We start from the raw sequence: 15,451 nt of genomic DNA, 5'->3' as shown, positions 1-15,451 counted from the left end.
AAAAATAGGCGTGGGGAATGGCTTTATGCGGGGGTCGGTGCGGTTGTCGGCAAATTATGCCGTTCATTAGGCAGACAAAACCGCACTTTGCCCGTTTTTTGACAAAGTGCGGTCAGCAATCAAATATTATTCTTCATCTTTCAGCGGCACAACCAACATATCAATGGTGATTGAATTCATTACTTGCCGTGTCGATGAAATCAGCTTACTCCAGAAATCCTGATGGTGCCCTGTCACCAACAGATCTGCCTTGTATTTGCTAATCGCTTCTTTCAGTACCTGCTCTAAATCGCCGGTACCGCTCAGTTTTTCCGAAATCGGATAATCTACGGAAGCAGCCAGTTTGTTTAAGGCTTCTTGAGTTTCCACCGAGATTCGATCCTGCATCGTTGCCATGTTGATATCAATCAGCCCGGTATAAAGATCGGAAAAATTAACATCGACATGGATCAGCGACAGTTTTGCCTGATGTCGCTTGGCAATATCCACCGCTTTATTCAACAGAACCGGGCTGTCTTCGGACAAATCTACGGCTACCAAAATGTGATTGTACATAATCGCCTCCTATATTACTTATCAGATAAGTAAATATTTCATATCAACAATACACCTAACGCTGACTGAATAATAGCACTATGCAATACAAAAGAGCTTGTGCCAGATCACAAATTATTATTTTGCTTATTAAAAAATTTAGCAGATAAACAATCCGGGCCGGCATTGCCGCGATATTATGACTTGACCTTTAAAAGCGTAGGGCGTAAGATTCGCACGATTTAATAATATGAGGACACACACTTTGGACAGTCATAGTCGATGCCGGCTTAATTCTTACGCTTGATACCTGCCCTCATTTTCTCAGACTTGCCGGTGCACGTATCGCGGACAAGTATGAAACTTTCTGCTTTTCCTATTGCGGTTAATTACCGGAATCTTAATTTGTTCATTGCGTGTTCATAAACCCATCGGGAGTATGAAATATGATTGGTGCTTTTGCATTGGACAACGCCCGTCTGGTTCGGATTGACGAAACCAGCCAAAATTTAGACTCTGCCATTTGGATCGATCTGATTGATCCCAGCAGCGAAGAACGCGACGTGTTGCAACAAGGGCTGGGACAAAGCCTTGCCAGTTATCTGGAATTAGAAGATTTGGAAGCGTCGGCGCGTTTCTTCGAAGACGAAGACGGGCTGCACTTACACTCTTTCTTCTATTGTGAAGACGAAGACGATTACGCCGCGATTTCGACCGTGGCGTTCACCCTGCGCGACGGCCGCTTGTTTACCTTGCGCGATCGCGAACTGCCGGCGTTTCGTTTATACCGCATGCGTTCGCGCATTCAGAAATTGGAAGCCTGTAATGCCTACGAATTGCTGCTGGATCTGTTCGAAACCAAAATCGAACAGCTCGCCGATGTCATCGAAACCATTTACGCCGATTTGGAACAGTTAAGCCGCGTGATTTTGGAAGGCAAACAGGGCGAAGCCTTTGACAAAGCCCTTTCCACCCTGACAGAGCAAGAAGATGCCAGCTCGAAAGTGCGGTTATGCTTAATGGATACCCAGCGTGCGTTAAGCTTTTTGGTGCGCAAAACCCGCTTGCCGGCAACCCAATTGGAGCAAGCGCGCGAAGTGCTGCGCGATATCGAATCCTTGCAACCGCACAACGAATCGTTGTTCCAAAAAGTCAACTTCTTAATGCAGGCGGCAATGGGTTTTATCAATATCGAGCAGAACCGGATTATCAAAATCTTCTCGGTGGTGTCGGTGATTTTCCTACCGCCGACGCTGGTCGCCTCCAACTACGGCATGAACTTTAAAGAGATGCCGGAACTGGGCTTCACTTTCGGCTATCCGATGGCGCTCGGCTTAATGCTGCTCGCCGCACTTGCGCCTTATTTCTATTTTAAACGCAAAGGCTGGTTGTAATTTCATCGGCAATTTAAACTAAACGGAAACCGTACTGCAAAGTGCGGTTTTTGCGTTTATTGCGCCACGAAATAGGCATGGTAGACAAACTTGTTGTTCTTGGGATTGAAATCAAGGAAATCGAAGACAGATGGCGGTGAGAGAGGGATTCGAACCCTCGATGCACTTTCGTGCATACACACTTTCCAGGCGTGCTCCTTCAGCCTCTCGGACATCTCACCGTGATGATATTTGCTGCTGATAGGGCGCAAACTATAGGGATTTATCAGCTTTTCGTCAAGTATTTTTTCGGAAAAGCCGCACCGTTCGCTGATTAATACCGCACTTTGCCCGATTTTTAGCGTCCGCCGGCAATCATCAGTATTTCATGGCGGCTTTCCGCCTATGCTCAACACGCCATCAGCTCATCTAATTGTTGTGCCGCCAAGGCGTCATTGTCGGTGTCGATCCAAGCAATCTGACGAAATCCTTGTGCCGCTAGCCGCTGCCCGAGAACATGCGTGTCCTCTGTTGAAAAACCGCTGATAAACAAGCTCAAGTGCGGTTTCTCTGCCTGCGCTGTTAACTGCTGTAAATAAATACGCCAGTGGCTGCCCGCTTGCAAATCGGGCGGACACAATCCCCATGCCAGATAATCCGCCATACGCGTTTGGATAATGCATTCCGCCATATTATGCTGTGTGAGCGTTTGTCGGATCAGCTCCGTATTTGCCCATTGCCGTCGCGTCCGCTGCCGAAAATGCCACAGGCAAGCGGTCAACGCGGGCTGCCGTGCGGCAGTTTGTGTGGTTATCATCAACAATCGACTCATCATTTTCCTTTACTTTGATTGAATATCCGCCTAAATCCCGATATTCTTGCCGTTAACTATTTTGTTTGTTTCTTCTCAGGAAATCAATTCATGGACACCTTAACCAGTATGAATGTTTTTCGCCAAGTGGTCGAACTGGGTAATTTCAGTAAAGCCGCCGATTATCTGAATATTTCGCCGGCAATGGCGAGCAAACACTTACGCCATCTGGAAAGTTGTCTGCAGGCCAAACTGCTCAACCGTTCCAGTCGGCATTTAAGTTTGACCGAAATCGGACAGAACTATTACCGCGAATGTTGCCATGCATTGGACATTCTGAATTCAGCCCGCCAAACCGCGCAGCAAGGGGTAGTGAATCCGCGCGGCACGCTGAAAATCACTTTGCCGATTTGGTTGGCAACCCCTTACTTTGCCGATTTGTTACAACAATATCGGCAACAATACCCTGAAGTCAAACTGTCGCTGTTTTTGGATAACCAACATAACGATTTGATTGCCCAAGGCTTTGATTTGGCGCTGCGGGTGGATCGCAGCCTTGATCCGAATATTATCGTCAAACCCCTGAGCGATATTCATTTTTACTGGGTTGCCGCACCGCACTTTATCCAACGTTATGCCGAAATCCGTTACGACAATTTACTCGACTATCCGGCGGTCACGCCCAATTACACCAGCTTCGAATATCCGGTCAACAGTATCGCCGACAGCAACAACACCTTAATGTTAAAAGAATTGGTTGTTGCCGGGCACGGTATCGGCAACCTGCCGGAGTGGGCGATACAGGCGGAATTGCAGGACGGGCGCTTGGTTCGGCTGTTTGATCGCGAACAGGTGAAAACCCTGAAACTGTACGCCGCTTATATGAACCGCGAACATTTAAGTGCTAAAATCCGTACGTTTATTGATTTTCTGGCGGAAAAATTAGCGGTTGAATAGTCGCCGCTTTTCAAGCGTGATCCGACAAACGCTCGCTCAGAAAATCCATCAGCAATTGCACCCGTTTCGGACGCAGCGGACTGGGGGGCGCAAGTAAATACAGCGAAAGCGGTTCGATTGTCCAGTCGTCTAATATCTGCTGCAATTGCCCTTGCCGTAACGCCGTACGCACCATAAACTCCGGCATAATCGCCACCCCTTGCCCCGCCAGCAATGCCGGCAAAAAGGCTTCGGCATTATTGGCTTGCAATGTCGGCTCAACCAGTTGGGTGAATTTGCCTTGCGTGGCATGATAAAAAGTCCAACTGCACACATTTTTCACATTGTTATAGACCAAAGTGCGGTGGGCCGGCAGATCCTTCGGATGGCGCAAGCTGCCATTGCGGGCAAAATATGCCGGGGCGCCGACCAACAAGCGCGCCACGCAACATAAACGCCGCGCACGATAGGACGAGTCATCCAGTTTGGCAATGCGTAGGGCAAAATCAAAGTGCGCTTCAATCAAATCTTGCTGTTCATCGGCAAAATGCAAATCCAGCTCAATTTCAGGATAACGCGCACTAAATTCCGCTAACAACGGCGCAACTTGCAATAAGCCAAACGACATCGGCAACGCAAACCGCACTTTGCCTTGTAATTGATTCACTTCCGCCCGTAACTGCGCTTCCAAGCCGATACCTTGCGCCAATAAGGCTTTCGCGTATTCCTGTACCGCCAAACCGCTTTCAGTCAAGGTCAGCTTACGTGAGGTCCGTTGCAATAGCGTGGTATTCATTCTGCTTTCCAAGCGTGAAATCGCTTTGGACACCGTGGCTTGCGAAAGCTGCAAGGCTTGCGCCGCAGCCGAAAACGAGCCGGTTTCGACTACCTTGGCAAAAATCGCCCACGCTTCAAAATCAGGTAATTGGTTCACATCCGCCTCTTAACACATAAAATATGGAATAAATGTTATTCGATCTATTCTATAGTATCGATAATATTTTTTCACTATACTGCGCCCGTCAACCGAAGATAAACAGGAGCGAATTATGATTGAACGCCGTCCGTATAACGCATTAGGTGCCGCCAACCACGGCTGGTTAGATGCCAAACACCATTTTTCCTTTGCCAATTATTATGACCGCAACCGAATGCACTGGGGCAATCTGCGGGTCTGGAATGATGACACCATCGCTGCACAAACCGGGTTTGATACCCATCCGCATAAAGAGATGGAGATCATTACTTATGTGCGCCAAGGGGCAATTTCGCACCGTGACAGTCTGGGCAATGACGGCAAAACGATTGCCGGGGATGTGCAAGTGATGTCTGCCGGCTCGGGGATTTATCATTCCGAATATAACCATGAAAATGAAGCTACTCAAATTTTCCAGATTTGGATTTTACCGACCATGGCAAGCGCAAAAGGCGCGCCGTCATGGGGCACGCGTCCGTTCCCGAAAACCGATCGTGCCGGTAAATTTGTGGTGCTTGCCAGCGGGATCGAGGGCGACGACGCCTTGCCGATTCGCACCAATGCGCGGGTGCTCGGTGCTACGATTAGCGCCGGCAACACGGTCGAATATCATTTCGCCGCTACACAACGTTACGGTTATCTGGTGCCGGCGCAAGGCACGGTGGAAATCAACGGCGTAAAAATTGAAAAAGGCGATGGTGCGGCGATTCATGGCGAAAGCGTGATTCGCGTAACCGCACTGACCAATGCGGAAGTGGTGTTGGTCGATACGCAGTAATCTCTTTCCTCCCTCCGCTGGCGGAGGGAGGAAAGAGAAGGTTGTCAAACGTCTAAAAAACCTCTCACGGTTTCAAGCCAAACGTATTAGTCCGCCTCTTTCTCAACCGCACTTTCCACCGAGCTGGAAATAGTCATCGACACTTCACTCGACAGCAACGCTTTCAGAATGGCGGCTAAGGCTTCGACTTTGCCGCTGTCGGCGTCGCCCTGCTCGCTAAAATACCCGTTTTCTTTCAAACTGGCGATAAAGGTGGAAAATACCGCTTTATCAAAAAATTCCGGCGCATTAATGCCATGCAGCACCGACAAGCGCTGCGCCACCGATTGGCTCTCTTTCTCCAAACTGCCGCGCGAAATCGTCGGATCCGCCTGTAGGAAATTCAGGGTGATATAATAACGCTGCACGATTTCACGAATACCGGAAGATAACAGCTGCAACGAACGGATATTGCGCTTATTGATTCCGACCATGTTATCGCGCAAATTGACTAATTCCTGACGTTGTAATTCCGTCAGAATCTGGCTCACCCACGGTTTAAGATCCTGCGGTTCAATATCCAAAAACAGTTCCGATTTCAGGAACGGATAAATTTTTTGTACGGCGTCCAACAACAGACTGTGTTGAATCGCCTCATGATGAATCACAATCGACGCCACCAGCGACGGCAGCACGAACAAATGCTGAATATTATTGCGATAGTAAGTCATCAACACTGCGGAAGAACGTTCCAAGCGGATGATTTCACCGAAACTGTCTTTTTCTTGAATAATCCCGACTTTATCCAAACTGAGCACATGCTCCAACATCGCTTCCGGCGACTCTTGCGGCACGATCACATCGCGGCTGTACACCACATTATTCAACAGTTGTTGATAAATCCCCAGTTGCGATAACAGCTGTTCGCGTGCCAGTGCCCGTTGGCGTGACGACAGCAACACCGTGCCGATCAGATTCATCGCATTAATCGCCGCCGCTTTATTGATGTTACGCATGACTTGCACCGCCAATTTATCCACTGCGCTGTTCAGCCACAGTTTGCTTTCCTCGCCCTCGGTATCTTTCCATTGCGGATAATGTTGGTTAAGGTAGGTATTCAGCGTGATCGGCTCACCGAAATTGACATAGCCCTTGCCCATATTGCGCAATTTTTTGATCACGCGCAGCACTAAGCCTGCGTTTTCTTTCTCTTTCGCCGCGCCGCGCAGCTCTTTGGCATAGGTATCGACTTCCAGCACGTGCTCATAGCCGATATATACCGGCACCAAACTAATCGGGCGGGTGTGCCCTTCTAACAACGCTTGCAGCGTCATCGACAACATCCCGGTTTTCGGTGCCAGCAAACGTCCGGTGCGCGAACGCCCGCCCTCGATAAAAAATTCTACCGCATAACCGCGGCGGAACAGTTCGGACAGATATTGACGGAACACGGTCGAATACAATCGATTACCGCTAAACGTGCGGCGGATAAAAAAAGCGCCCCAACGGCGGAACCAGCCGCCGACCGGCCAGAAATTCAGATTGATTCCGGCGGCAATATGCGGCGGCACCAATCCTTGATGATATAAAATATAGGAAAGCAGTAAGTAATCGATATGGCTGCGATGGCAAGGGATATAGACAATTTCATGCCCTTCAATCGCCAATTTACGCACCCGATCACCATTGCGCACATCAATCCCGCGATACAGTTTGTTCCATAACCAACGCAAAAAACGGTCTGCCAAGCGCAAACTTTCATGGTTCACATTGGCGGCAATTTCATTCAAAATCGCTTGCGCATTTTTAGTCGCTTTCGCCTGATCGATTTTTTTGCTTTTGGCTTCGTCGGCAATCGCTTCCTGTACCGCACTTGACTGCAAAATCTGGCGGAACATCGCTTGTCGGTTCGGCAAACGCGGACCGGTCGCCGAGGTGCGTTGTTTGGCAAAGTGAATCTTGCCCACGCGGGTTAATTTCAGCGCGATTTCATCATCGCTGCCTTTCAGGTTCGCCATATCGCGCAGCGACACCGCTTTGGAAAAACGCACGAAATTATCACGCCCGAACCACAACATCGCCCACAATTTTTGCAAGCGCCCTAAAAAGCGCAAGTGCGGTAATTTTTTTTCATGTCCCGGCGAGCGCCCCCACAACACCGACACCGGCACCAACTGCACATCCAATTCCGGATGGCTGCGATGTAGCTCAAAATATTTGGAAAACAGCGTGCGGGTGTTTTCGGTCAATTGGCGCGATTTAAAAAAGCGCCGTCCGCGATCCAAAAACACAAAACTCGGCAGGCTATCGCCGTTGATTTTATTTTCCAGCAACGGATCCGGCAGCCCCAATTGCAGACAGTGTTTACGCAGAATCAACAGATCCGTTTGCGAGGTATACGGCAATAAATATAAAAAACATTGCTGCTTATCCAAGCCCAACTCCCCAATCGGATCGTTCGGAATCGGATTGCTTTTCACGGAAAGCGACAGCATAAAATTCAACACCTTACGGTAAGCATTTAACAAAATTGACATTTTTATTCTTAATCCAAATTCAACAGCGGTTGTGTTCAGTTATTGTCATCCTAGTTTAGCAGATCAAAAATTTTAGCATAATTTCCGATAATCGCCTATTTCCGTGGGCAATTTCTGCCTGCCAAAATCAATTATTGATTGCAGATTATTTGGCACTGTATATAATAACAGGGTGACTGTATAAAAAAACAGGGAGTCTAGTATGAAGCCGAATAAAGCCCTCACCCCGCGCCAACAGAAAGTATTTGATTTTGTCCGTTCGCATTTGGAATCGACCGGCATGCCGCCGACCCGCGCCGAAATCGCCAAAGAGCTGGGCTTTCGCTCACCGAACGCCGCCGAAGAACATCTCAAAGCCCTTGCGCGTAAAGGGGCGATTGAGATTTTATCCGGCACTTCACGCGGTATCCGTCTATTGTTAAACGAAGAGCAAAGTACGGTCGAAGCCGACAATGACGAAGACGGTTTACCGTTAATCGGGCGCGTTGCCGCCGGTGCGCCGATTCTGGCGGAACAACATATTGAAGGCAGCTATAAAGTCGATGCCTCGATGTTTAAACCGCAAGCGCATTTTTTATTGAAAGTCTATGGTATGTCGATGAAAGATATTGGTATTCTTGACGGCGATATGCTGGCGGTGCACCGCACTAAGGATGTGCGCAACGGACAAGTGGTGGTGGCGCGGATTGAAGATGAAGTGACGGTCAAACGCTTGGAGAAAAAAGGCTCCACCGTTTATCTGCATGCGGAAAATGAAGCGTTCAAACCGATTGTGGTCGATCTCAAAACCGAATATATGGAAATCGAAGGCATTGCGGTCGGGATTATCCGCAACAATGCGTGGATGTAACACAAACCGCACTTTGCATTTTCCCATTATTGATTCAACCGTTAAAGGGCGTATGCAATACGCCCCGACGCCACTTCATCACATAACCTTATCGGCAGTTAAGTGAATAGCAATCAACTAATGCTAAATTTGATCGGCACCGTCACCGTTGCCGCCATGCCCGCCGGACGAGGCCCGACACTGCGCGCATTTTGCACCGCTTGAATCGCGGCTTGATCCAAATCCTCACTGCCGGACGATTTGGCTACTCTCGGATTTTGAATGCTACCGTCACCGTTTAAAGTGAAAGAAACCGTCACCACACCCTGCTTGCGCATCATTTTTGCCCGCTGCGGATAGCGTTTATTGCGTTCGATTTCGCGCCGCAATTGTGAACGGTAGGCATCTATCGCTTTGCCGCCGGCGCCCACCTGATTCGGGTTATTGCTGTTGACTGCCGCACCGCTGGCTTTGGAGTTGACCTGATGCGGGGAATCAACATCACGATCGCCCACCACCGCCTCTTTCGGCTTTTTACGCTCTTTCTTCACCACTTTTTCTTTCGGTTTTTCTTTTGGCTTAGGCTTCTCTTTCGGCTTTTCCTGCTCTTTCGGTTTTTCGATTTTTTTCGGTTCCGGTTTAATGGTCGGATCAGGGATTTCCTCTTTCGGCTCCGGAATCACCTCTTTCATCGGCTCCGGTTCGGGTTCCGGTTCAGCCTGCACCATTGCCATCATCATTTCGATTGAAATACTGGTATCGATTTCGGTAACCGCTTGTCCGTTGAGACTGTCATCCGCGAACGAACTGCGCACGGCAAGAACCAAAAGCGCAGCCAAGGCGCCGTGAAACAGCAGCGAAATTAAAAAACCAATCAGCGAACGATGTTTTTTCATGCTTATTCGCCTTGCGGTTTCAGCGTGACAATCGCCACGTTCTTGATTTCATATTTTGAAAAAATATCAGTAATATCAACAAATTGCTGAAACGCAGTTGCCGCATCGACTTTCAAGGTGACTTTCTGCGCTTTGTCCCAAGTGGCAATCTCTTCCGCCAATGCCTCTTTCGCAATCGGTTTGTCGTTATAATACAGTTCGCCGCTTTCGGTGACAGTCAGCAATTTAGCCAAATCATCGGCTTTCAGGGTGACGCTGCTGCTGGCTTTCGGCACGTTGACCTGAATTTTGCCTTGTGAAATAAAGGATGCCGTGACTAAAACAATCGCCAGCAACACCAACATAATATCCAAAAACGGGATGATATTGATCTCATCGAATTTCTTCACCGCACTTTACCTCTTTCCTTGCTTATTCGCTTATGCCTGCTGTTTTTGCTTTTCGTTAAAGGCAAACCATTTCATTTTGTTGACGTCCACTTTACGGTTCAAACCGTTATAAAACACCATCGACGGAATGGCGACCAAAATCCCGACGGCGGTGGCTTTCAACGCCAACGATAAGTTGACCATAATCGCCGCCGCATCAATATCACCGCCGGATTGCCCCATGGCATAAAAGGTCAGTAAAATCCCGATTACCGTGCCCAATAAACCGACATAGGGCGCATTGGAACCGATGGTCGAAATCGTGGTTAAATTGCGGGTCAGATCGATTTCCAAATCGTGGATCGTGCCATAGTGCTCGACGTTCACTTGACGAAAGAAAATCACCCGTTCAATCACCATCCACAACATGATAAAACTCATCAGCGCCAAAGTGCCTAAAATAATGTAATCGGTATAGTGCTCTAAAAATTCAAACAGCTGATCCATTGATAAATTCCTTGTTATTTTTGCTACAGAATAAAAAATACAAAGTACAAACCGCACTTTGTATTTTGTAATTGATAATCGATTTCATTATTGTAGCTTGTTTTGCTAGTAGGGTAAATTAGAATTTATACGAAATTCTTGCTTTATCGTTTCGTTCTCATTGTTTTACCCAAGGCTTAATTAAAATTGATAATTAATCCCCACACGGAAATCACGCCCAACCCCGGATAAGGTTTCGCCGCGTTGGCTATGCGGATAATAGAATTTATTAAATGCATTGTTTAATGACGCATTCACATTCAAATTATCATTGCTAAACGGTTTCCAGTTCACATAGAAATCATGCACGGTATAGCTGTCGCGTTTCACCGAAACATTGGTGCCGACCAAGGCATAGCCTTCTTCCCCTTCTACCGTACGGTTGCGCCAGCCCAGCTCTAAATCCGGGTTGTTAAAGCGATACGATAACGCGGCTGTCCAAGTGCGACCGGTTTGTACCGCAAATTCCGGAATTAAAGATGAATCATTTTTGGTATTATTTAAATAGAATCTTGGTTTGCTGTCTGAAACGCCAAAACGCGCAGTGAAGCCGTTATAACGGTAAGCGGCATTCAACTCATAACCGTGGTTTTTGGAGTAGCCGTCATTAATCGCTTCTCGTACACCAGCCGTATCATGTCTATTCTGTGGATTGACGATCACATCTTTTACTTTTTGCCAGAAATAGCTACCGTCAAGCGAGAAGCCGCCATTGTTGTAGTTAAAACCGATTTCGGTATTGCGCGCTTGCTCAGCCACCGTGCCATCGGCAATAGAGACAACTCCTCTCCGACCATGTGTCATCAACGCGTCATATAAACGCGGGCTACGCGAAGCATAGTTATGTGTAACGCTGAAACTTAGGCTGTCAATCGGTTGATAAATCACACCGAAGCTCGGATTCACACGACCGTCAGACACCTCTTTGCCGTCCATCGCTTTAACGTTGAAATAGTCGTAACGCACACCGGCAGTTAACGTGAAATCACCGACCGCACTAATCGCTTCCAAATAAGTGCCAATATCTTGTTTCTTCGGTTCATTCAATTTATGAGTGGTACTCAAGAAGGCATGCGGAGTAATTTTTTGATCACGATAATTGACACCGTATTTTAATAACAGGTTATCGCCAATCGGAGAATCAAAATTCACATTTGCGCCACGGGTATGAATCTTGGTGGTGGTTGGTCCCACAATGCCGCCACAGTAACCACAGCCGCTGTCATCCGCGGAATAACGTTTATTTTGCATCACATAAGCATTGGCGGTTAATTCGCTGACAAAGCCTAAATTTTTCGCGGTATATTCAAGATTGGTATTTCTTTGCGTAGTTTCACGGTAAGCCGGTGATTGACGGGCTAAAGTTAATCGACCACCGGTAACAGTAAACTCTTCACGCACCAAACGCTCGCCACGATGTTGATCTTGCAGATGACTTAACACCAAACGGTGATCACCGAAAGTCGCGCCTAATTTAATTAAGTAGTTGCGCTTATCCAAACCGCTGTACGGCACAGTTTTACCGCCATCGATATTGCGATAGCCTTTACCCGCTTTATAGTTGTCTTCATCAGTACGATTAAACGAGAACAATCCATCAAAGTTACCGGCTTTACCAAATAGCGCGCCACCATAAGAATGCCCGTCATTGCTGGAATAACCGCTATTTAATTTGAAACCGTAATCACGATCGCTGTTTTTTAACAGATCCAGTGCGTCCACGGTTTTGGCGATAATTGCGCCGTTGGTCGCGCCAATCCCTGCGCTTGCCGAACCGGCCCCTTTTTGCACCGAAACGTTTTTCAATAATGACGGATCGATAATAAAACGCCCTTGATGGTACAGAATTTGGCTGTCGGAATAAGCATTATCCACTTTAATATCAACCGAGTTCTGCCCCATCCCGCGAATGGTTAAGAATTGCGATGTGCCGTTGCCGCCGCCGAAATCAATCGCCGGCTCTTCCGCCAACAGACTGCGTAAATCCGTGGCGGTGCTTTCATCTTGCTCTTCCAAAGTCACAATATTGGTTTGAACCTTCGCACCTTGGCGATCAGATACCACGATTTCCTCTAACGCTTCACTTGGCGCCGCGGTATCGGCGAAGGTGGTGCTTGCTGCCAGTGTGCCCAGCACTATCAGGCTGATACGACTTAGATTAAACTTCCCAGACATTTTCATCATGTTCCTTAAACTATTAAATTACATCAAACGCAGAATAAAACCGTCTTCGCGCCTTTAGCGCAACTACAGCCGACATCTACAAAACTTAAGATAAAAAGGCATTCATTTAAACAATGAATAGGAATTATTATCACTATAATTAAGAACAAATCAACTATTTTGAGAATAATTATTATTAAAAATTAAAAAACCGCACTTGGATCGCATTTTCATGCTGCCAAGTGCGGTTTTAATGACAATTAACATTGATTTTATGAAGGTTATTCTGAGAACATCAGCATAAACAAACAATCATTTGATTTGCGGACTCGCGCCAAACCAGTTAACGAACTAAGATCGGATGAGTTAAGTTTTAATTTTCTCTGCCGTCGTGTCGCGGCGCACCACTTTCGCTTGCTTCACCATATTATCCGAGACTTCAAGGATCGTGATCAGCAAACCTTCGATTTCACACACCACGCCTTCCGCCGGAATTTCTTCCAAATGCTCTAAAATCAAGCCGTTAAAGGTGCGCGGGCCTTCGGTGCTGAGATTCCAACCGAATAATTTATTCAAGTCACGGATATTCGCCTGTCCGTCAATCAGCACCGAACCGTCGGATTGCTCGCTCACTTCCTCTTCGATCGACGGTGTCATGGACGTGGTGAATTCGCCGACGATTTCCTCAAGAATATCTTCCAGCGTCACCAAGCCTTTCAAATCGCCGTATTCGTCCACCACCAGCCCGATCCGCTCCTTGTTGGTTTTGAAATTCAATAGTTGGGTATTCAGCGGCGTGCCTTCCGGAATAAAATAGATTTCATCAGCGGCACGGACTAAGGTTTCTTTGTTGAATTCATTTTTATCCAACATCAAACGATACGCCTCGCGCACCCGCAACATGCCTAACACATTGGCATCCATATCGCCTTTGTACAACACCACCCGACTGTGTGCCGCATGGTTCAGCTGGCGCATAATCGCTTTCCAGTCATCGTCCAAATCAATGCCGCCGATGTCATTGCGCGGCACCATAATGTCGTCCACGGTAACCTGCTCTAAATCCAAAATAGAAAGTAACATCTCTTGGTGCGCCGACGGAATAAATTTGCCTGATTCGTGCACAATGCTGCGTAGCTCTTCCGGACTGATTGAATAGGCTTTGTGATCGATTTTAATCCGCAGTAGCTTCATAATCAGTTTGGCAAAAAAATTGATAAAATAAACCAATGGCGCCGACAATTTTAGCAACGGCGTCAAAATGTGACTGGTGGTGAAGCCGATTTTTTCCGGATAAATCGCTGCCACGGTTTTTGGTAGAATTTCAGAAAACACCAACATGAAAAACGTTAATGCGCCGGTGGCGATCGCCACCCCGGCATCACCGTATAAGCGCATGCCGATAATCGTGGCAATTGCCGAGGCGGCAATATTGACCATATTATTGAAAATCAGCACTAAGCCCAGCAGGGTATCGGTGCGTTTCAGCAGGTTTTCGGCTTTTTTCGCGCCGGTATGCCCTTGCCCGGCAAGGTAACGCATGCGATAGCGGTTGAGTGAAAGCAGGCCGGTTTCCGAGCCTGAAAAATAGGCGGAGCAAATCAGCAGTACGATTAAAACGATAAACAACGTACTAAGCGGGATACTGTCCAAAAAAATTTCCTTCCGTTAAGAAATCACCCTGCAAGTGCGGTCTAGACATGAATATTGCACCGCGCTTGCAGACGTTGCTTACAGCACCGGCAATGTCCGGCTGCCAAAATAAGCAATCGTGAGCAGAATCATACCTGAAATTGTATAAATTAGCACCCTCTTTCCGCGCCAGTGTAATTTTCGGTGCCCGATCAGCAACAAACCGAACACCAGCCACGCCAAAAAGGAAAATATCGCTTTTTGAATCTGTTCCTCGGCAAAAAAGTTATGCAAAGACACCGCGCCGCTAACCAACGCCAAACCCAAAAACAGTTCGCCGGCACATAAGATCTTAAAAAATTGGCGTTCGACCGTCATTAACGAGGGGATCATCGGCGAAAAAACGATTTTTTTACTTTTCAGTTTTTTTTCTAACCAGCCCAATTGCAACACATATAACAACGCAATGAAACAGAGCGCATAAGCGATCAAGGAAAGGGAGATATGCACCAAAAGTGCGGTATTATCATGGAAATACGCCACAATATGCCCCGGCAGCAATGCCGCCGCCAGAATGCCCAAAATGGCGAAACTGTAGATAACCGGCAATAAAAACCATAACGTATTCAAATGCGATAGCGCCATAGTGACCAACAGCACGACTAACAGCGTCATCAGATTTAACACATTCAGCAACGTGAAATTATACGGTTCGCTGCCGTTGGCAAACAGTTGCTGAATAAATACCGCGTGCAGCAACAGCGCCAACCCCGAACTCAAAATAAAGCGGCTGCGGTTCGGTTTTTTGCCCGCAGGCACGCCTTCGCCCGCGCCGCTCTGCAACAGGTGCGGCAACAGGGAAACGGTACAAACCAGATATGCGATAATCGACAATACGGCAAAGAGATACATAGTGCGAATGCTCGTCCTTTCAAGTGAATTTATTGATAACGATTTCGCTTGAAAGTACCAGTTTTAACTCAATTTTTCTACTACAAAATGGTTTAAGGGTGAAAATAAGCGGAAATCTTGTATAATCGGCACTATCTTTCCGCCGGGCTTCCCGCTGAGGCAATGCAAAGTGCGGTATTTA

14 protein-coding genes and 1 tRNA gene are annotated in these 15,451 nt (G+C 47.4%); 4 read left to right on the top strand and 11 right to left on the bottom strand.

Annotated elements, in window-relative coordinates; all coding sequences use genetic code 11:
- Window positions 1–126: 126 nt before the first annotated feature.
- Window positions 127–555 (bottom strand): universal stress protein UspA, encoded by a 429-nt coding sequence (uspA, locus tag ACQ31U_RS06135; RefSeq protein WP_431054177.1) that lies wholly within the window; start codon window positions 553–555, stop codon window positions 127–129.
- Window positions 556–980: 425 nt separating this feature from the next.
- Here uspA and corA point away from each other — a divergent pair, with 425 nt between their 5' ends.
- Window positions 981–1,928 carry a magnesium/cobalt transporter CorA gene (gene corA, locus ACQ31U_RS06130; protein ID WP_431054176.1) on the top strand — a complete coding sequence of 316 codons (948 nt, stop codon included), beginning with the start codon at window positions 981–983 and terminating at the stop codon, window positions 1,926–1,928.
- Between the two features lie 131 nt (window positions 1,929–2,059).
- On the opposite strand, the gene ACQ31U_RS06125 is transcribed toward corA, so the two are convergent.
- Together ACQ31U_RS06125 and ACQ31U_RS06120 are read right to left on the bottom strand one after the other, a co-directional pair.
- Window positions 2,060–2,149, bottom strand: a tRNA-Ser gene (locus tag ACQ31U_RS06125).
- A gap of 167 nt (window positions 2,150–2,316) precedes the next feature.
- Complete coding sequence (locus tag ACQ31U_RS06120) at window positions 2,317–2,742, bottom strand: hypothetical protein (RefSeq protein ID WP_431054175.1); 426 nt, start codon at window positions 2,740–2,742, stop codon at window positions 2,317–2,319.
- A gap of 87 nt (window positions 2,743–2,829) precedes the next feature.
- Here ACQ31U_RS06120 and ACQ31U_RS06115 point away from each other — a divergent pair, with 87 nt between their 5' ends.
- Window positions 2,830–3,675, top strand: coding sequence for a LysR family transcriptional regulator (locus ACQ31U_RS06115; protein ID WP_431054174.1), 846 nt, complete (start codon window positions 2,830–2,832; stop codon window positions 3,673–3,675).
- Between the two features lie 10 nt (window positions 3,676–3,685).
- Here ACQ31U_RS06115 and ACQ31U_RS06110 read toward each other — a convergent pair whose 3' ends face one another.
- A complete protein-coding gene (locus tag ACQ31U_RS06110) occupies window positions 3,686–4,588 on the bottom strand; it encodes a LysR substrate-binding domain-containing protein (RefSeq protein WP_431054173.1) in 903 nt (300 codons plus the stop codon).
- Window positions 4,589–4,703: 115 nt separating this feature from the next.
- Here ACQ31U_RS06110 and ACQ31U_RS06105 point away from each other — a divergent pair, with 115 nt between their 5' ends.
- Entirely contained in the window at window positions 4,704–5,408 is a 705-nt protein-coding gene (locus tag ACQ31U_RS06105; protein WP_431054172.1) for a pirin family protein, read from the top strand.
- 86 nt (window positions 5,409–5,494) lie between these two features.
- On the opposite strand, the gene plsB is transcribed toward ACQ31U_RS06105, so the two are convergent.
- The gene (plsB, locus tag ACQ31U_RS06100; protein ID WP_431054171.1) at window positions 5,495–7,924 is read right to left on the bottom strand and encodes a glycerol-3-phosphate 1-O-acyltransferase PlsB; all 2,430 of its coding nucleotides are present in this window, start codon (window positions 7,922–7,924) and stop codon (window positions 5,495–5,497) included.
- A 202-nt stretch (window positions 7,925–8,126) separates the two neighbouring features.
- Between plsB and lexA the strand changes: the two genes are divergently transcribed.
- Window positions 8,127–8,774, top strand: coding sequence for a transcriptional repressor LexA (gene lexA, locus ACQ31U_RS06095; protein WP_431054170.1), 648 nt, complete (start codon window positions 8,127–8,129; stop codon window positions 8,772–8,774).
- Window positions 8,775–8,887: 113 nt separating this feature from the next.
- Here the strand turns inward: lexA and ACQ31U_RS06090 are convergent, their stop codons facing one another.
- The 6 genes from ACQ31U_RS06090 to ACQ31U_RS06065 all read right to left on the bottom strand — a co-directional run bounded on the left by ACQ31U_RS06090 (window position 8,888) and on the right by ACQ31U_RS06065 (window position 15,270).
- Window positions 8,888–9,649 (bottom strand): energy transducer TonB, encoded by a 762-nt coding sequence (locus tag ACQ31U_RS06090; protein WP_431054169.1) that lies wholly within the window; start codon window positions 9,647–9,649, stop codon window positions 8,888–8,890.
- A gap of 2 nt (window positions 9,650–9,651) precedes the next feature.
- The gene (gene exbD / locus ACQ31U_RS06085) at window positions 9,652–10,038 is read right to left on the bottom strand and encodes a TonB system transport protein ExbD (RefSeq protein ID WP_431054168.1); all 387 of its coding nucleotides are present in this window, start codon (window positions 10,036–10,038) and stop codon (window positions 9,652–9,654) included.
- 30 nt (window positions 10,039–10,068) lie between these two features.
- Window positions 10,069–10,524, bottom strand: a complete 456-nt coding sequence (gene exbB, locus ACQ31U_RS06080) for a TonB-system energizer ExbB (RefSeq protein ID WP_431054167.1) — start codon at window positions 10,522–10,524, stop codon at window positions 10,069–10,071.
- A gap of 180 nt (window positions 10,525–10,704) precedes the next feature.
- Window positions 10,705–12,738, bottom strand: a complete 2,034-nt coding sequence (locus ACQ31U_RS06075) for a TonB-dependent siderophore receptor (RefSeq protein WP_431054166.1) — start codon at window positions 12,736–12,738, stop codon at window positions 10,705–10,707.
- Between the two features lie 354 nt (window positions 12,739–13,092).
- A complete protein-coding gene (locus ACQ31U_RS06070) occupies window positions 13,093–14,379 on the bottom strand; it encodes an HlyC/CorC family transporter (protein ID WP_431054165.1) in 1,287 nt (428 codons plus the stop codon).
- Between the two features lie 78 nt (window positions 14,380–14,457).
- The gene (locus tag ACQ31U_RS06065; protein ID WP_431054164.1) at window positions 14,458–15,270 is read right to left on the bottom strand and encodes a cytochrome C assembly family protein; all 813 of its coding nucleotides are present in this window, start codon (window positions 15,268–15,270) and stop codon (window positions 14,458–14,460) included.
- Window positions 15,271–15,451: the final 181 nt, after the last annotated feature.

This window comes from Testudinibacter sp. TW-1 (genome assembly GCF_050613185.1).
GTDB lineage: Bacteria > Pseudomonadota > Gammaproteobacteria > Enterobacterales > Pasteurellaceae > Chelonobacter.
Note: the sequence above shows the minus strand (reverse complement) of the source record. Positions and strands in the feature narration are given on the sequence as shown.